The organism is Streptomyces sp. NPDC001568, assembly GCF_042893755.1.
Classification (GTDB): Bacteria; Actinomycetota; Actinomycetes; order Streptomycetales; family Streptomycetaceae; genus Streptomyces.
In genome coordinates this window covers 270,921-287,353 of record NZ_JBIAVF010000011.1, presented here as the reverse complement: position 1 = coordinate 287,353, position 16,433 = coordinate 270,921, and the positions used below count along the sequence as shown (strand labels likewise).

The following is a 16,433-nucleotide window of genomic DNA, read 5'->3' as shown; positions in this document are numbered from 1 at the left end:
GGGCCTAGGCCGTTTCCTTCGGATCATCTTGCTGACCAGATGAAGATGGCGGCGAGGTGGAGTCCGGCGAGGTAGATGGTTGCGGTCTTGTCGTATCGAGTAGCGAGGCCGCGCCATTGCTTGAGCTTGTTGATGCACAGCTCGACGGTGTTGCGCTGTTTGTAGGTCTCGCGGTCGAAGGCGGGCGGGCGGCCACCTCGGCGGCCGAGCCGTTTGCGGTTGGCGGCCTGGTCCGTGGGCTGGGGGATCACCGCCCGGATCCCTCTCTGTCGCAGATGGCGGCGGATCGCGCGGGACGAGTAGGCCTTGTCGGCCAGGACCGCATCGGGTGTGGTCCTCGGTCGGCCGGTCGGCCTGGGCACTCGTAATCGGGCCATGACCTGGGCGAATGCGGGTGCGTCCCCGGCTTGACCGGGCGTGATGACGAATGCGAGTGGTCGGCAGCTGCCGTCTGCGGCGAGATGGATCTTTGTGGTCAGTCCGCCGCGGGACCGCCGGAGGCCATGGTCGGCCGGCTCGCCGGCCGGGGCCCCTTTTGACGGGCCCCGGCGGCGTGCTGATGCGCGCGGACGATCGTGGAGTCGACCGCGGCGACCCAGTCGAGGTCGCCTTCGGCATCGGCCTGGGTGAGCAGGGCGGTGAAGACCTTCTTCCAGGTCCCGTCGGCGGCCCATTTCCGCAGCCGGTTGTGGGCGCCCTTCCACGAACCGAAGTGCTCTGGGAGGTCCATCCACGGTGTCCCGGTGCGGTACTTGAACGCGATCGCGTCGATCACCTGTCGGTGATCCCGCCACCGGCAACCCCGCTTCGGGGTCCGGTCCGGCAGCAACGGCTCGATGCGGGCCCACTGGGCGTCAGTCAGCGACGCACATCAACAAACGATCCGATGATCTGAAGGAAACGAGGTATTAGTGACGGAGCGTGACTTATCATCTGGCCGTCCGTGGGGAATCTGGACTGGCCACTGTCACGCCAGGCCAGTGGGGTGATGTTCCGCAGATGATCCCGCCCTTTGAACGCATCCGTTCCCACGCGCCAGTGGTGGTCGTCCGCTCACGTGCCCTGATCACGTGGGCGGCGACAAAGCGTACTCATCCCGTCGGAACCGCCAATATCTGCGGTGGCGTCAGATCAAGCACACCATTCCCGAGCCTATGGACCAGCGGACCAATCGCCTGCGTCGTGGCAGCGCCGGCGTTCGGCCTACCGGCTGTGACAAGTCGATCTGCAAACGCCGCAATGAAGTAGAGCGGACGTTCAATGAGCTCAAGTGCTTCAGGGCCGTAGCCACCCGCTCCACGTAACGGTGACCGTGGCTTCGCTCCGCCTGTGGCTCTGCTCGTGAACCGTCAGCAGCCCTGTTCAAGGAACGTCCTGGCCGATCGCCCGGATCACGTCGGCAAGCCACACCAAGTGGTGACCCACGGCCCGATCCTGGTGAGCAAGCAGATCCTCAAGGTGCTGCCATGACTCCGAAAGCTGCCCAATCGTGAGGTCCTGGGGCTCGGCGCCGATGCTGTACAGCTCGTCGGCCGAGACAGACCAGAAGAGGTCTTCCTTGAGCGTCACGGTGGGTCCGGCTGACGCTTCAATGTGCCGAAGCGTCACGTCCAAAGCACGACGAAGCTGATCGATAGGTATCTGCACGGGTTCGGTGGCCATGGGCGCCATCTTTGCTCAGTCACGCCGGCCACGACCCATCGGACAGGCCTGGTGAGAGCGACGCCTGAGTACGACCTCGACCAGTCGATGGTCAACTGCCGGTCTGGGCGCGCAATCCGTCCTACCTTTTGGTGTTCCTGCAGCGACCTGACGAGCCGGCGCTGATGCGGCGAGGCTGCCGAGAACTCGTGGCTGCACGGGCCGATCTGGGGTCATCTCGCGGCAGGCCTGACCAGGCGGGCAGACGCCCTGGAGGCCGGTGGAGTGGGGACTCGCCGTTCATGGCGCGAGCCGGAGACTGATCGGCGCAGGCGGTCCGGCAGGAGTTGGCGGGCCGACAAGACCGGGTACTCACGGACGCCGAGATTGCTGCCCACTACTTTTGGGAACTCGCCCGGGATCGACCAAGTCGGGGTCCGCGAGGTGGATGGGTTCGGATGAGCCTGCATCCGTTGCTTGCCCATCCGAACGGACCCGGCCCAGCGCGGCAGGCTGGAGGGGATCGCGGCAACCGCATCGCCCGCATCGCCGACGCCGAACACGAGGGCGGGCTCGGCGAGATCGACGGCCTTCGTGCCAGCGTGGCCGGAGCCCGAAGCCGAGACCCCAACGTCATGATCGAATCAGGGGCGAGTGAACGGCGTAGATCAAAACGGAACCGAGAGCCCCGCCTCGCGTAGCTGGGACAGGGCTGTGGACATGCATTGCTGCACGGTCCTCCCGTCAGCACGCATGCCATGCTCCAACGGACCCCCACTGGCGGCGAACGTCCACGCCGGCACGTTGTCGGCCACCCTCTCGGCATCCACTCTGATCATGGCGTTCACGCCCTGCTCACCCAGCCATTCCAGGATGAGGAGTGTCACGTCCTCGATGCCACCGTCCTGGTCGATCTTTGGCCGGCGGCCCTGGTTTCCTGTCATCGCCCAGACTCTACCGAGGGATTCGAAGCAGTCGGTGTCCAGCGGTCGGGTCAGGTGAGGTCAGGTCGGGCGGCGGACTCAGTGCCCGGTCTCCGTTCCGGCAAAGAGTTCAGCGCACTCGCCGGCAAAGGAACAGAGCTGGTCCACGACCTGCTGGTACTCCTGCGGATCCCGCACCGTGTTCGGCGTGGCATCAGCCCACTGCTGCCACAGCCCACCGGCGGCCAGGTAAGGGGCTGCCCGCTCGGTCCCAAGGATGGCGTCGAGGTGAAGCAGCGTGCTGAGAGCGCCGGTCCGGTCCCAGCGGAGGTCGGGTTGAGGCAAGTAGCGATCAAGGTATCTGCAGACCAGATCGGCGTCCGCGCTGGTGCCGAAGGTGGCCAGAACGATACAGAGAGACCCGTGGTACGGGCCTCCGTCGGCCAGCAGGAGTTCGCCGATGCGGCTGCGGAACTCGGTCCTGCCGGCCACGGCAACGAGCCAGGAGGCAGTCGTACGCTCTCGCCAGCCTCCTTCGAGAAGCATGCTGAGCTCGGCGGGAGTGATCTCCCTCGCAGCCTCGACCAGCTCCCTCATGAACAGGTCGCGCTCAGGCCCGCTCAACCGCAGTGAGTTTCCACCCAACCGCTGGTACCGCCGGCCGGGCATGACGAATCGTCGGACCAGGTCCCTGAGCTCGGGGTCGGTGCTGGTATGGCGCATGGGCGCATCATTGCCCGGCGAAGACCCAGCTGCCAGCTGTTTGGCCAGAGCCCCCGAGTAGCGATCACTGGTTCGGAGGACACCGGGCCGAGGTCGTGTCCGTGCAGGGCTGCCACCGGCTTGGGGCGCAGCCACCCTTCGGCGTCCGTCGGCTTGATCACGGTGGTGTTGCCATGCCGATGCCGATGCCGATGCCGATGACGAGGAGGCGCAGGTGGGCCCTGCGCTGCGCGAGCCGTAGGTCGGCGGACTCGGCTCAGGTCTCGGCGCTGCGGCGCCGGTCCGGGGTCAGGAGGTAGGCGATCGCCATGTCCGCGAGGTCGTCCGCGTACCGGCGCCTGGCCGCTTCGCCGGTTGCGGGATCGGGGCGCACGGAGTTGTGGAAGCAGGCGCCGAGGATGGCGCGGGCCGCGGTGTCGAGTGCTTCCTGCGGCTGGGAGCGGCGAATCTGGTCGGCGTAGGGGTGTGCCGCGTCGAGCAGGAGGCGGTGGAGTTCGGTGATGGTGCGGGCGCCGCGCTCCAGCGACCTGGTCCCGCGCGTGCGCAGCAGCTCGGGGAAGAGGCTGCTGCTGTCGGCGAAGGATTGCAGAAGGGCGTGGGCGTAGGCGTCCATGACGCCGGCCAGTGACGGCTCGGCCGTACGCAGCTGCTCGGCCACGTACTCCTCGCGGCGTTCCAGCATCCGCTCGGACAGGGCGCTGATCAGCTGTTCCTTGTCCTCGAAGCGGCGGTAGATCGTGCCGACGGAGACGCCGGCGCGCTCCGCGACACCGGCGATCGTCATCTCCTCCAGGCCGGAGGCGGAGGCGATCTCCTCGGCCGCATGCAGTACGCGGGCCAGGGTCGCGGCGCTGCGCGCCTGCCGGGGTTCCCGGTAGGACGCTGGGCGCTCGGGCTCCTCGGTCATGTCCCGCATGGTAGCGGCAGCCCGCTCATCAGGTCTTTTTGACAACTGGTGCACTCCTCGGCGTACTCTCGTAATGTGAATGTGAGTTCACATTCACATTATATGGGAGGTTCGACCATGACCGACAACCAGAAGCCCGCGACCGCGACCGCGACCGCGACCGCGCCCGCGACCGCGCCCGCTTCCGTGACCGTGACGCTCGAGGCCGGGCCCGCCGGCGCCGGGAGCATCGACGACTTCGAGCTCTTCTACGCCCGCCGTGCCGTGGACCGCTTCCGTGCACTGCTGGGCCGCGAGGGACTCCTCGACCTCCTGGCCGCGGACATCGAGGAGGGAAACGCCTTCCTGCGTGAGAGCGCCCGCACCTCGGACGGCGTCTTCAAGGCAGGTACCACCGTGCTGGCGACGCGGGGCCTCACCTCGGGGGTCTTCCTCGCCTGGATGGACAAGGCGTTCGCGGGTGACGAGCGCGCGCTCCTCGCGGCGCACCCCGAGCACTACGTGATGGGAACCGATGAGATCGGCGCGCGGGTGGTGGAGAACATCGGCCCCCACGTCGCGTCCTTCTACATGGGCGGCTGGGGAACGGACGCCCTGGCCTGGGCCGCGGACGCCGACGAACTCCTCCCGGAGTCGGAGTTTCCGCACAAGATGTCCTCGAACCTCTTCCTGGCCGACGGCACCGTCGTCGGGCGGGCCTTGATCCAGTTCGGCGACAGCGCCGACGGCTTCACCGCGAACCTGACCGTCTACTTCCCCGTCACCTGCCCGGACGAGGTCCTGGACCACCACCTGCGGCACTACGCCGTCGAGTTCCGCAACTGGATCGTCGCCGCCGCGGCAGCCCGAGCCTGAGGTCCCCGGCCGGGCGCCGGGCTCGCGCCGGCGTCCGGCCGGGCATGGCCGGTCTGGGAGCACGAATTCCGTCCGATCCGCGCCGAAGGCGCGGGCGGCGTTGCGCTCGGCGTCCCCGATGTACGCCGCTCGGTCGGTGTCATGCAGGCTGCGGCGGCCGGCGCGGGTCGAGTCGGGCGCAGTGGACGCAGGTGGTCGCGGCCGGACGGATCTCCAGGCGTTCGGGGGGAATGGCCGTGCCACAGGTCTCGCATTGTCCGTACCGGCCTCGTTCGAGCCGCTCCAGCGCCTGATCGAGTTCCTCCAGGTGTTCGTGTGCCTGCGCCAACAGGGCGGCCACGTGGGCCCGTTCGAAGGCGGTGCTGCCTCCTTCGGGGTCGTGCTCGTCGTCCACCGCGATCAGGGCGTTGGCCGCGACGATCCCGTCGAAGTCGCGGCTCAACGCGGCCGCCCGCGCGAGGGTGGCCGCGCGGTCGGCCTCCAGGCGTGTGCGAGCTGTCGCAAGCGCGGGCCGGACGTGCTCGGCATCGCTCGTCGGGGTCATGAGCGGGACAGTGCCTTCACCAGGTCGTCGCGGGTCATGTGCGAGCGGCCGGCGAGGTTGGCTGCGGCCGCCTTCTTGTAGAGGTCCGCCTTCGACAAGCCGCTCAGGTCCTCCTTCGGGGCGTTACGGATCCGCTTCTTCGCCGCCGGCGCCTTCCCGGGCCGCGTCTTCCCCGAGGCCGTGGCCTTGCCACCCGTGTCCTTCGGGCTTCCGGCACGCTCGACGCTGGCACGCAGGGCATCCATGAGGTCGACGACGCCGGTCGGCTCAGCGGCGGGTTCGGCCTTCTCCACGGTCTCGCCGGTCTTCTTGGCCTCGATGAGGGCTTCGACCTTCTCCTGGAACGTGTCGTGGAAGTCGCCCGGATCCCAGTCGATGCTCATGGCGACGATGAGCTGCTCGGCCATCGTCAGTTCCTTGCTCGAAGCCTTCGCCTTCCCCGGGAGCGTGTCGATCTCCTTCCTCGGATCCCGAATCTCGTCCGCCCAGTGAAGGGTGTGCAGGGTGAGGAGTCCGTTCTCGGCCTTGAGGGCGACGAGGTACTCGTGCTGGCGCATCACGAAGGTGGCGATGCCCGCCTTGCCCGCCTTGGTCAGGGCCTGCTCCAGCAGGCTGTAGACCTTCCCGAATTCCTTGCCGCGCGGTCCGAGGTAGTAGGTCCTGTCGAAGAAGATCGGGTCGATCTCGTCCAGGTCGACGAACCCGGTGATCTCCAGGGCCTGGGAGCGGCCCGGCGCGATCTCGTCCAGCTCCTTCGGCTCGACCAGGACGTACTCGTCGCCCGCGTCGTAGCCCTTCACGATCTCCGTCAGTTCCACTTCGTCGCCGGTGCGCTCGTTGATCCGCTTGTTGCGGATCCGATCGGAGGTGCCGCGCTGGAGCTGATGGAAGTGGATGGTGTGGCTGTCGGTGGCCGTGTAGAGGCCCACCGGCAGACTGACCAGCCCGAACGACAAGTTTCCGGCCCAGACGGGACGCGCCACGGCCGACACCTCCTCCAGTCGCCCCCTCTTCCCGTGCATGGCGCCTACCCGGTCCACGGCCCGCAGCATCCGACCGAATTCGCCGGCGCTGTCCGCCGCAGGTCGGTCCGCCGAACGGGGCACTGACCGGAGCGTCGACTTCCCTTTCGTAATCGAACGGAATTACGATTCTGGAGTGACCGCCGAAAGCTCCTTCCCCGACGACCTCCTCCAGTTGCAGGAGCGCCTCCACCGCGCCCACGCCGAGCACCGCGTCCACCTGGCGGCCCTGCCGTGGAGCGTGGAGCCCATGAAGGGCTGGACTCGGGGTGAGCGGTACTCCCACCGCGGGGACGTCCCCGACAGCCCAGGGTGGACCGATGAGCAGAAGGCCACGGTCGACCGCATGTGGGCCGAGATCCGGGAACTGTCGATCAAGGTGGTCGAGCACCCCCACTGGAAGGGCGTCTCCGCCGACACCCTGGTGGAGAGCCGCATGCGGCTGAAGCGGCAGACCCGCCCCACCGAAACCGTCGAAGCAGCCGAAACGCGGGAAGCATCCGAAACCGTCGGAGCGACGTAGTCGCCGTCCAGGATCCTCTTCCGCACCTGCCACCGACCCTGGACCGCTCCTGGTGAGGGGCCGCCAGCCCCTCTCGAGAACATCTCAGCCAACTGCCCCGAGACCACCGTCCTCACCTGCCACGTCCGGTCGTTCGTGACCATGCCGGCCGAGTGCCGGGGCGAACAGCTGCCGGACTGGCTCGACACCGTCCGACAGGACGACCTCCCCAGCCCCCCATCCTCGCCGCAGGACTCGAACGCGACCGGCACGCCGTCATCGTCGGCCTGGCCCTGCGCTGGAACTCAGGCCTCAGCAAGGGGTCGGCCGTCGGGGCGGGGGACTGACCAGCGGTTCGTTCTCGCCACGGGGATGGGTCACTCCCGAGCCGATCCGGTCGCTCAGCGTGGCTGCACCACGGAAATTGAGCCAGAACCCGAGATCGAACAGCGCTTGTTCACCCGATCCGGAGTCACCTGGCCGGCTCTCTCGGATCGGAATACTCACGGGATCGGACAACACGGGCACCTGTGAGCGTGGCCGACGCGGTCGTTTAAGGTCTCCGTCCATGAGCCGAACTACGCCGCCCCGCCCGGTACACGTCGAGGCACTCTTCCCGAAGCTGGGCGCGTTCCGCGGTACGACGACCCGGCTGCACCCGCGGCCAGGACGTCCGGACGCGTCGGTCAGCTCGGTCGGCGGCCCTCTGCTGTGGCCGACCGACGAACCGTGGCCGGTCTGCACCGAGCCGCACAAGCGCAGTAGCGGGTACCGCATCGCCGACGTTCGGCGTGGGCGGCAGGTGCTCGCGGATGCCTGGGCCCGTGACCGGCCCACCGACGAGGAACGGGTCCTTCTCAAGGAGCTCGGCCGCAGGCACCGCGAGCGGGAGATCGCCGACACCGATCCGATACCGCTGATCGGCCTGGTCCAGCTGTACCGGCGAGACGTGCCCGACCTCCCGCCCGGACCGGACGGATGCGACCTGCTCCAGGTCTTCTGGTGTCCGTTCGAGGCACATGGCCCGAGCCGCCACGGCTTGGCCCCGCACGTGCGCTGGCGCCGTTCCGATCAGGTCGCCGTGCCGCTGGACACTCCGCCGCAGCCGGCGCTCGTCGGCTTCGAGGGCGCGGTCGCCGAGCCGTGCGTGCTGCACCCGGAACAGGTCGTCACCTACCCGTACGCCGACTCACTGCCGGCCAGGCTGTGGAGGAGGATCGATGCCTGGGAGGACGAAGAGGAGAGCAAGGCGGAGAGGCGCGGTCTGGACGACGAGCCGGTCACCTACCACCATGACCTGTCCATTCCACAAGGCTGCCGAGTGGGTGGATTCCCCTCCTGGTGCACGACCGACCCCCACTCGATGAACTGCGAAGCCTGTGCCGCACCCATGGTCCTGCTGCTGACCCTTGACAGCTGGGAGTGGAGCGGCGCCAACGGCAGCTGGATGCCCAACGAGGAATGGGAGGTCGTCGAGCGCATACGGGACCGCTGCCCCACGGGGCTCACGATCGGCCGAGACGGCCTGCTGAACATCTTCGCCTGCCCCACCGAGCCCGGACACCCGCACCAATGGAGCCTCCAATAGGCCGTCCCAACCGGCGGCCATGATCGCGCCGCCACCGCCCCGCACCACGCAGGGCGAAAGCGGGCCGGGCTCGAAGACCCGGGCCCCGAAGAGGTTCCCGGGCCCCGAAGAGGTTGGCGAGTGGCATCCCACTTCTGGCAGGGTCCGTCGTATGCACTGCATCTTCTGCGAGCTCATCCGTGAAGACACCGCGAGCTGGGTGGCGCGTGGCCCGGTGGCCTGTGCCTTTACTCCACTGAACCCGCTGGCGCCGGGTCACACTCTGGTAGTTCCGACGCTCCATTACGCAGACGTATTCGATACCCCGCCCGCGATCCTCACCGAGGTGACGGCACTTGTCCAGCGCGTGGCAAGGGCCTCGCGTACCGCCTTGAACGCTTCAGGTGTGAACATCCTCAGCGCCGGCGGTCCGGGTTCGGAGCAGTCAGTTCCCCACCTGCACTTCCACGTGGTGCCGCGGTGGATGAACGACGGAATCTCGACCTGGCCGGCCGGCAGTTCCGTCCATCACGTCGCCGGAGATCCGGGGGCGCTGCTTGCCACCGCCCTGGCTTCGGGCCGGCACCACACAACCTGAGCCAGAGCCCGGGAACGGGCAGCAGGTGTTCACCACTTCGTGCACTCGGCACATCGATGGTTCGAACGGCAATGCTTGCCGTCGTGGCGGTGCACGGTCCCGATCGGCGGATGAAAAGGGTTGGCAAGGTCCGCTGCGGAGCTGCGACGATGCCCCCCGTTTCTCCAGCGGAGGACATTTGTTCGTTTTCGTGTGTGCCGGGTGTGGTGCCTGGCTGACCAACCCCCTGACCCAGGTGGAACTGCCGGCTCACGCCCGTCAGAAGTACGGGAACGGGATTCAGCTCCCGGTTCTGATGGAATCGGGCACGTTCGCCGTGGAACCGGAGCCCTGGGGGCGCCCGTGGCGGAGGTGGGAGGAGATCGAACCGGGCGAGGCGGCAGCCCGCGGAATCCATGCTCCGGTCCACGCCTTGTCCGGCGGGCCACCCGGCACCATCGTCATCGCACCCGGGGATACCCGAGGCACCGTGCTCGTTCCGGAGCGAGCCGGCGGCTACTGCTGCGGCCTCGACTGGGGTGATGGCCCCAACATGGCTTGCGAGGCGTGCGGCCTGCCCGTGGCGAACCGCATCGACGACTGCTCGCTCTGGCAGGCGGTCTGGCTCGAGCCGGACGCCGTGCACCGCCTGCCCGTCGACGACGCCGACACCGCCATCCTCTCCTGGGCGGAACTCTTGGTGGAGGGGAAGGTCACGCCCCCGATCGTGCCGATCACGAGATGGGGCTCTCTGCTCGGGCTGGACCACTGGTGGTCATGGAACCCGCAATGGGAGGCAGCCGCGGGCCGGGCGCTGGCCCATCTGCTGGCCGCCTCGGACGGCAGGCAGGTGACCGTCCCGCACGGCCTGATCGCGGAAGTCTTCCAACGCGCCCTCGACGCACTGCTGCCCGCGGGCCGGCCGGCGCGACGCGCCATCCTGGCCGGACCAGGACTGCCCGCCCCCGATACGGACGCCGACATGGTCATCGTGCCGACCCACCCACAGTCGGGCGAAGTCTGGAGCCCGGCCGACCCGGCCGACCCGGCCGACGCGTCCGCATCGGCGTACTCGGTGCCGCTGCCGTTCGGGGTATGGATGTGGATGGCCCACCCCGAGCCACACCTCCACCTCCCCGCGTCAGGGACCATGCCCGACGGCGTTCTCCGCGACGACCCGCCCGCGCCGCGTCCCCACCACCTGTTTCGGGCCGACTCGGGAACCTTCCAACACACGTTGGTCCGGTTGCCGGCCGTCCGCAGCCCGTGGCTGCGCGAGATCCTGGAGAACCTCACGCACCACATGCGCGCCGGCCTCTTCTAGAAGCGGGTCCGGCACCCATGCTGCCGAGCACCGCCCGGGACGGCTCGACCGTGCCCGGCAGTTCTACCGGGCCGTTCTACCCGGTAGGCCTGCGGCGGGTGGGGGCGGCGGATGGACCTGGTACGAACACGATCGCCGGTCCGCTGCGGGCCATCGCCGACGCCGACCTGCAGAACGTTCGTATCCACGGCTCGATCCGCCTACGGGGGCGGCCGACATTCGGGCGGTCACGCGCCCTGCCGGTCGCCGCCCTCTCGAGCCGACGGCGCCCCTACGATCGGCAGCATGGACCACCTGGCGCGCGGCGACGGCCGCCTGCTGCCCAACCCGGCCGCACTGGGTATCGACTTCACCACCACCGCCGCGGAGGCATCACCCCGATGACCAAGCTCGTCCCGTTCACGCCCGACGACACCTCCCGCCTCTCCGAACTCCTCGACCAGGTCGTCGCCGACGGCGCCACCCCCGGCGGCGTCATCGCCCTCGGCACCTTGGAAGACGGCCCGCGCTTCCTGACGGCCGGCCGGATCGCCGACGAACTCGGCGACACCGCCCCGGGTCCGGACACGGCCTACGATGTCGCCTCGCTGACCAAGGTCGTCGCCACCTGGCCGCTGGTCTGCCGGGCCTTCGACGCCGGAGTCCTCGATCGAACCGCCTCCGTGCGGGACTTCCTCCCCACCGTCGACGGACCGGCACCCAGCGGCGACGCCACCATCGAGCAGCTCCTCACCCACACCGCCGGGCTGAAGTCCTCCACGCGCCTCGACCACTACCGCGGCTCCGACCAGCCCCTCCACGAACTCCTGTGCCGCGAACCCCTCGAAACCGCCCCCGGCGAGCACCGTTACGTCAACCGCGGCTACGTCCTCCTCGGCCTGGCCCTCGCCCACGCCCACCGGCAGCCCCTCGACGAACTCGGCCGGACGCTGTGGGACGAACTCGGCATGACCCGCACCACGTACGGCCCCGTCGCACGTGGCCCGCAGGTCGCCCCCACCGAACGCCGCATCCCCGGCGCCCCTCGTATCTGGGGCACCGCGCACGACGACAACGCCGCCCTCCTCGGCGGCGTCGCCGGCCACGCGGGCGTCTTCTCCACCGCCCGTGACCTCGCTCGCTACGCCGAGTCCCTCATCGACCCCGCCGGGACCCTGCACGGCTGGCTCCGCGCATCCATCCTGCCCTTCGCCCCGATCGAACCCGGCTTGGACCGCGGCCTGTCCTGGATCTGCGCCCCCGGCAACGTCGCCTACCACCACGGTTTCACCGGCACCAGCCTCTACCTCGCCCCCACCACGGGCCGCTACCTCGCCATCTGCACCAACGCCGTGTACCACGGCGAAGCCCGCCGCCGGATCGCACCCCTGCGCGCCCTCGCCCTCAAGACCCTGACCACCACCTGACCCGGGAGGCCCCTCGGGGGCAGCACCGGCCGTCCGACCCCCGCGCCTCGACGGCCCTGCACCGCGAGTGCGGGGAACAGCGGGCACCTTGGCCGTCGTCCTGCCCCCGAAGGGCACTCCTCCGTCGCAGAGGGGCGCAGGACGGCACATGCCGATGTGCGCGCACTGGTCGGGAACCCTCCCGCAAGTTGCCGGTAGCCGGTAGCAGGCTTGCTGAGCTGCGATTCTTACCTGGAACGAGCCCTGGTTTCACTCACCTTCACCGCAGCAGCAGCAGGCGGAGCGCCCTTCGCGCGAGGCCGATCCTCAGCCGCCCGTACGGCCGGGGCCGGTGATTCGTTTCGTCAGAGGTCGACGCGATGCTCGGCAGCCGATGGGTCATCGACGGAGCCGTAGCGCAGGACGGCGTGTGCCGGCCGGAACGGCAGGTCGTTCAGGATGGGGGCCATGACGGCGAAGAGCGCATCGGCGTCCGGACCGTAGGCGTAGAGGACCACCTCGCCTCCTCCGTACTCGTTTCCGTCGAACTCGCCGACGTCGGCTTGCTCGATCGCGTCGGTCAGCAGGCGCTGGGCCCGGCGGACGACGTCCCGTTGACTCGGCTCGCCCAGGCCGTCACCAGCCAGTCGATAGTGGGCGATGACGGCATGCTCAACGTCGGTTTCTGCTTCGTCCGTGTCGGCCATGCGGGAAACGTTCTCATACCGGACCGACATCCTCGCGGGTGGTGATCAGGGACCTGCCCTGCCGCTCGCTGACCGGTCCAACGGGGTTGACCTCGTGGGACCCAACAGGACCGCCCCCGGTTGACCGGCGCGAACCGGACGGGGAGCGGGCGGGACCCCGCGCGCGCAAAGGAGTTTCACCTGATCCACGAAAGAGCAGGAGACGGCAGGTCCTGGGGTCCGCAGACGATCGCGCGTTGGGTTTCTTCGGGTGCCCGCTCAGGTCGGTCAACGGCGCACCCGATAGCGCAGGTGAAGCACCCGGTTGCCCTGAATCACCACGTCGGGATCCTCCAACAGGTGCTGCGCGTGGACCGACCCGAAGTAGCGTTTGCCGGAACCGAGCACGACGGGTACGACGTCCATGCGCACCTCGTCGATCAGGCCCGCGGCAAGGACCTGGCCGCCGACGTCGCCGGCGGCGACCTCGACGATGCGGTCACCCGCGAGTTCCTGCGCCTTGGACACGGCTGCCTCGACGCCGTCGACGAAGTGGAACGGCGCCTCGGGGTCCCAGCCCTCGGGCTCCGGCCGGTGCGTCACGACGACCACGTGGTCGATCCCGCCCGGCGGCTTCCCGTCCCAACCGTCCGTCAGGTCGAAGACGTGGCGACCGACGATCGTGACTCCGATCTGGTCCCAGTACGGCCGGGTGTAGTCGTAGGACGTCTGTGACACCTTCAGCTCGCCGCTCCCGTCCAACGGGACGTCACCGCTGGACAACCAGTCGAACAGCGGTCCGGGCTGATCATTCTCGTCCGCGACGAAGCCGTCCACCGACACCGAGCTGTACATGACCACCTTGCCCACGGGGCTCTCCTCTGCTGTGTGGTGCCCCAAATTAGCGTGTCGTGAGCTGTCGCCCTGGTAAGAGGTCAATCGGCCGGTAGCGGCAGGCCGTTCAGAGGCGCACCCCGAAGCTGTGCCTGTGCTCGCCGCCCCGTCGCCGGCGTGGCCGGCGGCGGCTCGTACGAACGGCGGCCCACGGTTTCGTCCGCCCCGCGCCCGACAGTGGGGGCGCCGAGGCCGTGGCAGCAGGCGTGCCGCGGGTGACCATCCGCCCGTTACCCGCGGCGCGGGGCCGTTCGGTCAGCTGCCGCAGGCGCACCCGACGACGGCCTCGGCCTCGATCCGGGACGGGTCGGCAGGCCGGTCGTCGGTGGCGCAGCAGGCCTGCGGTGTGCTGTCGGCGCTCTTGCCGAGCGTGTCGGAATCCGCCTTGACGACGTACACCTCCCAAGGCTCCTTGCCGGGGCCGGTCACCCAGACCTTGTCCTGCAGGGCGTAGCAGCAGGAGGTGTCGTTCTCCTCGAAGGTGGCCAGCCCGGACTCCTTCAGTCGGGTCGTGGCGGCGTTGACGTCGTCGGTGGAGGCGACTTCCACACCGAGGTGGTCCAGGCGGGTCTCCTCGTCTGCCTCGCCCTCGATGAGGACGAGCTTGAGCGACGGCTCGGCGACGACGAAGTTGGCGTAGCCCGGGCGGCGCTTGGCGGGTTCGACGTTGAACAGCTTGGAGTAGAAGGCGATCGAACCTTCCAGATCGGCAACGCGCAGGGCGAGCTGGACACGGGACATGGCGGTCTCCTATCGAACGGACTGTTTCGACACTTGTCGATACAGGCGACCTTGTCATCGGATTAGATGGCTGTCAACATAGAGGTATGTCGAAACAAGCTGGTCTGACGGTGCTGGGGCAGGACGAGACCGCGTGCTGTGCGCCGATGGTCCGCGAGCCGCTGGGCGAGGAAGCCGCAGCGGAACTGTCGCGGATGTTCAAGGCGCTGTCGGACCCCATCCGGCTGCGGCTGCTGTCGCTGATCGCCTCCCACGAAGGCGGTGAGGCGTGCGTGTGCGACCTCATCGGCCCCTTCGACGTGTCCCAGCCGACGATCTCCCACCACCTGAAGGTGCTGCGCGAGGCCGGGCTGGTCGGCTCCGAGCGGCGCGGCACCTGGGTGTACTACTGGGCACTGCCCGACGCCCTGGCCAAGCTGTCCGCCCTGCTGAAGATTCCCGCCGTGCCCGCGAAGGCCGGAGGGTGAGCGCCCGGGCCCCGCTGGTCCGGCGCACCGCCGTCGAGGCGTTGGGCACGGCCGCGCTGGTGGCGGTGGTGGTCGGATCCGGGATCCAGGCCACCGAGCTGACCCGGGACGTCGGCGTGCAACTGCTGGCCAATTCCCTGGCGACCGTGTTCGGCCTGGGCGTGCTGATCGCGTTCCTCGGGCCGGTGTCCGGGGCGCACTTCAACCCCGCCGTCACCCTCGCCGCGTACGTCACCGACCGTCGCAGCGCCGAAGGCCCCGACCTGCGTGACGTCGCCGCGTACGTACCGGCCCAGATCGCCGGGGCGATCGGCGGCGCGGTGCTGGCGGACCTCATGTTCGCCAAGCCGGTGGCGGCCTTCTCCACCCACGACCGGTGGGCCGGGCACCTGTGGCTGGGCGAGGTGGTGGCCACCGCCGGGCTGGTCTGGCTCGTCTTCGGCCTGGCCCGCGCCGGCCGCGCGCACCTCGCGCCGCTGCTGGTCGCCTCCTACATCGGAGCGGCGTACTGGTTCACCTCCTCGACCTCCTTCGCCAACCCCGCAGTCACCATCGGCCGGGCCTTCACCGACACCTTCGCCGGGATCGCCCCCACATCCGTGGCGCCGTTCATCGCCGCGCAGCTGCTCGGTGCCGCCCTCGGCCTGGCCCTGGTCACCGTCTGCTTCGACCGCCGTCCGGCCACCACCGCCACGGAGGAGGCCGTCGTCCCACGGCAGCCCGCCCGCTCCGCCGAAGAAAGCGCCCCGACCTCATGAGCAACTCCGCCGCCCCCTCCGTCCTGTTCGTCTGCGTCCACAATGCCGGCCGCTCACAAATGGGCGCCGCCTTCCTCACCCACCTCGGCGCAGGCCGCGTCCAGGTCCGCTCCGCCGGCTCCGCCCCCGCCGACGCCGTGAACGCGGCCGTGGTGGAGGCCATGGCCGAGGTCGGGATCGACATCTCGGCCGAGACCCCCAAGGTCCTCACCGCGGACGCCGTGCAGTCCTCGGACGTCGTCATCACGATGGGCTGCGGTGACGCCTGCCCGTACTTCCCCGGCAAGCGGTACCTGGACTGGACACTGGAAGACCCGGCCGGACAAGGTGTGGCGGCCGTTCGCCCGATCCGGGACGAGATCGAGCGGCGCATCCACGGCCTGCTCGCCGAACTCGACATCGGCCCAACGGCATGACACCCGATGACGGGCGTACCCAGCACGTCGCTGCGACCTGAACAGGCCGAGCCTGTCGTCGCGATCCACCTTCGAGACCACTGGTGGGCAAGGGACTGAGCCGAGCTCCTGGTGCTGGATCGCCATGGTGGCGTGGCGGGCTCCCGCCGCGTGGGCCTGGCCACCGACGGAGCCCAACTCGTGGGCACCGTACGACTCGCAGGGCAGGTCCGCGTGGTTGGACCTCAGCACGCGTGCCTGGCGGGTGTCTGTGCCCCGGCCGGACCGGTCCGGAGGTGAGTACCACCTCGAGGGCGGCGCCTGCACGTGAGCGGACCGTGTGGTCGGAAGTCAGAAGGTCCAGGGCGTGCGGTTGCCGAAGCCGCCCGTGCCGGTTCCCGGGTAGAGCCACAGGGCGCCGTCCCCCTCGTCCTCGACGGCGAGGAGGTCGGGTTTGCCGTCGCCGGTCAGGTCGCCGGGGCCGATGAGGTGGGTGAAGGTGTCCCAGCCCGCGCCCATGGC

Annotated in this window: 20 protein-coding genes and 1 pseudogene; 10 read left to right on the top strand and 11 right to left on the bottom strand. The window is 69.2% G+C overall.

Going from position 1 to position 16,433, the window contains the following annotated elements:
* Positions 1-23 precede the first annotated feature (23 nt).
* Positions 24-862 (bottom strand): IS5 family transposase gene (locus tag ACFY0I_RS22180; RefSeq protein ID WP_388898481.1). Its coding sequence is split into 2 segments (ribosomal slippage): positions 24-538 and positions 538-862, totalling 840 coding nucleotides; the frame shifts between segments, so codons are not numbered across the junction.
* 68 nt (positions 863-930) lie between these two features.
* On the opposite strand from ACFY0I_RS22180, the pseudogene ACFY0I_RS22175 reads away from it, so the two are divergent.
* Positions 931-1,345 (top strand): annotated as a pseudogene (locus tag ACFY0I_RS22175) (IS5/IS1182 family transposase); the annotation flags it as partial.
* Between the two features lie 17 nt (positions 1,346-1,362).
* Here the strand turns inward: ACFY0I_RS22175 and ACFY0I_RS22170 are convergent.
* The 4 genes from ACFY0I_RS22170 to ACFY0I_RS22155 form a co-directional block, all read right to left on the bottom strand.
* Positions 1,363-1,662 (bottom strand): hypothetical protein, encoded by a 300-nt coding sequence (locus tag ACFY0I_RS22170; protein WP_388898373.1) that lies wholly within the window; start codon positions 1,660-1,662, stop codon positions 1,363-1,365.
* Between the two features lie 647 nt (positions 1,663-2,309).
* On the bottom strand, positions 2,310-2,585 hold the full coding sequence (locus ACFY0I_RS22165; RefSeq protein WP_388898371.1) for a hypothetical protein: 276 nt from the start codon (positions 2,583-2,585) through the stop codon (positions 2,310-2,312).
* Positions 2,586-2,663: 78 nt separating this feature from the next.
* Positions 2,664-3,287 (bottom strand): DUF6000 family protein, encoded by a 624-nt coding sequence (locus ACFY0I_RS22160; RefSeq protein ID WP_388898369.1) that lies wholly within the window; start codon positions 3,285-3,287, stop codon positions 2,664-2,666.
* 256 nt (positions 3,288-3,543) lie between these two features.
* Positions 3,544-4,194, bottom strand: coding sequence for a TetR/AcrR family transcriptional regulator (locus ACFY0I_RS22155; protein ID WP_388898367.1), 651 nt, complete (start codon positions 4,192-4,194; stop codon positions 3,544-3,546).
* Positions 4,195-4,311: 117 nt separating this feature from the next.
* Here ACFY0I_RS22155 and ACFY0I_RS22150 point away from each other — a divergent pair, with 117 nt between their 5' ends.
* A complete protein-coding gene (locus tag ACFY0I_RS22150; RefSeq protein ID WP_388898365.1) occupies positions 4,312-5,049 on the top strand; it encodes a hypothetical protein in 738 nt (245 codons plus the stop codon).
* A 139-nt stretch (positions 5,050-5,188) separates the two neighbouring features.
* Here the strand turns inward: ACFY0I_RS22150 and ACFY0I_RS22145 are convergent, their stop codons facing one another.
* Positions 5,189-5,593 carry a TraR/DksA family transcriptional regulator gene (locus tag ACFY0I_RS22145; RefSeq protein ID WP_388898363.1) on the bottom strand — a complete coding sequence of 135 codons (405 nt, stop codon included), beginning with the start codon at positions 5,591-5,593 and terminating at the stop codon, positions 5,189-5,191.
* A complete protein-coding gene (locus tag ACFY0I_RS22140) occupies positions 5,590-6,615 on the bottom strand; it encodes a Ku protein (RefSeq protein WP_388898361.1) in 1,026 nt (341 codons plus the stop codon). The genes ACFY0I_RS22145 and ACFY0I_RS22140 overlap by 4 nt, the downstream gene beginning before the upstream one ends.
* A 136-nt stretch (positions 6,616-6,751) precedes the next feature.
* On the opposite strand from ACFY0I_RS22140, the gene ACFY0I_RS22135 reads away from it, so the two are divergent.
* The 5 genes from ACFY0I_RS22135 to ACFY0I_RS22115 all read left to right on the top strand — a co-directional run bounded on the left by ACFY0I_RS22135 (position 6,752) and on the right by ACFY0I_RS22115 (position 11,991).
* The gene (locus ACFY0I_RS22135) at positions 6,752-7,138 is read left to right on the top strand and encodes a hypothetical protein (RefSeq protein ID WP_388898359.1); all 387 of its coding nucleotides are present in this window, start codon (positions 6,752-6,754) and stop codon (positions 7,136-7,138) included.
* Positions 7,139-7,685: 547 nt separating this feature from the next.
* Positions 7,686-8,705: a hypothetical protein gene (locus ACFY0I_RS22130; RefSeq protein ID WP_388898357.1), complete on the top strand. Its 1,020-nt coding sequence runs from the start codon at positions 7,686-7,688 to the stop codon at positions 8,703-8,705.
* A 151-nt stretch (positions 8,706-8,856) separates the two neighbouring features.
* The gene (locus ACFY0I_RS22125) at positions 8,857-9,282 is read left to right on the top strand and encodes an HIT family protein (RefSeq protein ID WP_388898355.1); all 426 of its coding nucleotides are present in this window, start codon (positions 8,857-8,859) and stop codon (positions 9,280-9,282) included.
* Positions 9,283-9,460: 178 nt separating this feature from the next.
* A complete protein-coding gene (locus ACFY0I_RS22120) occupies positions 9,461-10,585 on the top strand; it encodes a hypothetical protein (protein ID WP_388898353.1) in 1,125 nt (374 codons plus the stop codon).
* A gap of 380 nt (positions 10,586-10,965) precedes the next feature.
* Positions 10,966-11,991 carry a serine hydrolase domain-containing protein gene (locus ACFY0I_RS22115; protein ID WP_388898351.1) on the top strand — a complete coding sequence of 342 codons (1,026 nt, stop codon included), beginning with the start codon at positions 10,966-10,968 and terminating at the stop codon, positions 11,989-11,991.
* A 344-nt stretch (positions 11,992-12,335) separates the two neighbouring features.
* Here ACFY0I_RS22115 and ACFY0I_RS22110 read toward each other — a convergent pair whose 3' ends face one another.
* From ACFY0I_RS22110 to ACFY0I_RS22100, 3 genes are all read right to left on the bottom strand, one after another.
* The gene (locus tag ACFY0I_RS22110; RefSeq protein WP_388898349.1) at positions 12,336-12,677 is read right to left on the bottom strand and encodes a hypothetical protein; all 342 of its coding nucleotides are present in this window, start codon (positions 12,675-12,677) and stop codon (positions 12,336-12,338) included.
* A 267-nt stretch (positions 12,678-12,944) separates the two neighbouring features.
* The gene (locus tag ACFY0I_RS22105) at positions 12,945-13,526 is read right to left on the bottom strand and encodes a dihydrofolate reductase family protein (RefSeq protein WP_388898347.1); all 582 of its coding nucleotides are present in this window, start codon (positions 13,524-13,526) and stop codon (positions 12,945-12,947) included.
* A 279-nt stretch (positions 13,527-13,805) separates the two neighbouring features.
* On the bottom strand, positions 13,806-14,291 hold the full coding sequence (locus ACFY0I_RS22100) for an ArsI/CadI family heavy metal resistance metalloenzyme (RefSeq protein WP_388898345.1): 486 nt from the start codon (positions 14,289-14,291) through the stop codon (positions 13,806-13,808).
* Positions 14,292-14,377: 86 nt separating this feature from the next.
* On the opposite strand from ACFY0I_RS22100, the gene ACFY0I_RS22095 reads away from it, so the two are divergent.
* From ACFY0I_RS22095 to ACFY0I_RS22085, 3 genes are read left to right on the top strand one after another with little or no spacing between them, the layout of a single operon-like run.
* A complete protein-coding gene (locus ACFY0I_RS22095; RefSeq protein ID WP_388898343.1) occupies positions 14,378-14,758 on the top strand; it encodes an ArsR/SmtB family transcription factor in 381 nt (126 codons plus the stop codon).
* Complete coding sequence (locus ACFY0I_RS22090) at positions 14,755-15,516, top strand: aquaporin (RefSeq protein WP_388898341.1); 762 nt, start codon at positions 14,755-14,757, stop codon at positions 15,514-15,516. Before ACFY0I_RS22095 ends, ACFY0I_RS22090 begins: the two co-directional genes overlap by 4 nt.
* Positions 15,513-15,932: an arsenate reductase ArsC gene (locus ACFY0I_RS22085; RefSeq protein ID WP_388898338.1), complete on the top strand. Its 420-nt coding sequence runs from the start codon at positions 15,513-15,515 to the stop codon at positions 15,930-15,932. The genes ACFY0I_RS22090 and ACFY0I_RS22085 overlap by 4 nt, the downstream gene beginning before the upstream one ends.
* A gap of 330 nt (positions 15,933-16,262) precedes the next feature.
* On the opposite strand, the gene ACFY0I_RS22080 is transcribed toward ACFY0I_RS22085, so the two are convergent.
* Positions 16,263-16,430, bottom strand: a complete 168-nt coding sequence (locus tag ACFY0I_RS22080; protein ID WP_388898478.1) for an FG-GAP-like repeat-containing protein — start codon at positions 16,428-16,430, stop codon at positions 16,263-16,265.
* Between the last annotated feature and the right edge of the window lie 3 nt (positions 16,431-16,433).

Coding starts and splice junctions, on each gene's coding strand:
- ACFY0I_RS22140 (WP_388898361.1), bottom strand. CDS start 6,615: ATGCACGGGAAGAGGGGGCGACTGGAGGAGGTGTCGGCCGTGGCGCGT.
- ACFY0I_RS22085 (WP_388898338.1), top strand. CDS start 15,513: ATGAGCAACTCCGCCGCCCCCTCCGTCCTGTTCGTCTGCGTCCACAAT.
- ACFY0I_RS22095 (WP_388898343.1), top strand. CDS start 14,378: ATGTCGAAACAAGCTGGTCTGACGGTGCTGGGGCAGGACGAGACCGCG.
- ACFY0I_RS22160 (WP_388898369.1), bottom strand. CDS start 3,287: ATGCGCCATACCAGCACCGACCCCGAGCTCAGGGACCTGGTCCGACGA.
- ACFY0I_RS22100 (WP_388898345.1), bottom strand. CDS start 14,291: ATGTCCCGTGTCCAGCTCGCCCTGCGCGTTGCCGATCTGGAAGGTTCG.
- ACFY0I_RS22165 (WP_388898371.1), bottom strand. CDS start 2,585: ATGACAGGAAACCAGGGCCGCCGGCCAAAGATCGACCAGGACGGTGGC.
- ACFY0I_RS22130 (WP_388898357.1), top strand. CDS start 7,686: ATGAGCCGAACTACGCCGCCCCGCCCGGTACACGTCGAGGCACTCTTC.
- ACFY0I_RS22170 (WP_388898373.1), bottom strand. CDS start 1,662: ATGGCCACCGAACCCGTGCAGATACCTATCGATCAGCTTCGTCGTGCT.
- ACFY0I_RS22115 (WP_388898351.1), top strand. CDS start 10,966: ATGACCAAGCTCGTCCCGTTCACGCCCGACGACACCTCCCGCCTCTCC.
- ACFY0I_RS22080 (WP_388898478.1), bottom strand. CDS start 16,430: ATGGGCGCGGGCTGGGACACCTTCACCCACCTCATCGGCCCCGGCGAC.
- ACFY0I_RS22155 (WP_388898367.1), bottom strand. CDS start 4,194: ATGACCGAGGAGCCCGAGCGCCCAGCGTCCTACCGGGAACCCCGGCAG.
- ACFY0I_RS22110 (WP_388898349.1), bottom strand. CDS start 12,677: ATGGCCGACACGGACGAAGCAGAAACCGACGTTGAGCATGCCGTCATC.
- ACFY0I_RS22125 (WP_388898355.1), top strand. CDS start 8,857: ATGCACTGCATCTTCTGCGAGCTCATCCGTGAAGACACCGCGAGCTGG.
- ACFY0I_RS22150 (WP_388898365.1), top strand. CDS start 4,312: ATGACCGACAACCAGAAGCCCGCGACCGCGACCGCGACCGCGACCGCG.
- ACFY0I_RS22145 (WP_388898363.1), bottom strand. CDS start 5,593: ATGACCCCGACGAGCGATGCCGAGCACGTCCGGCCCGCGCTTGCGACA.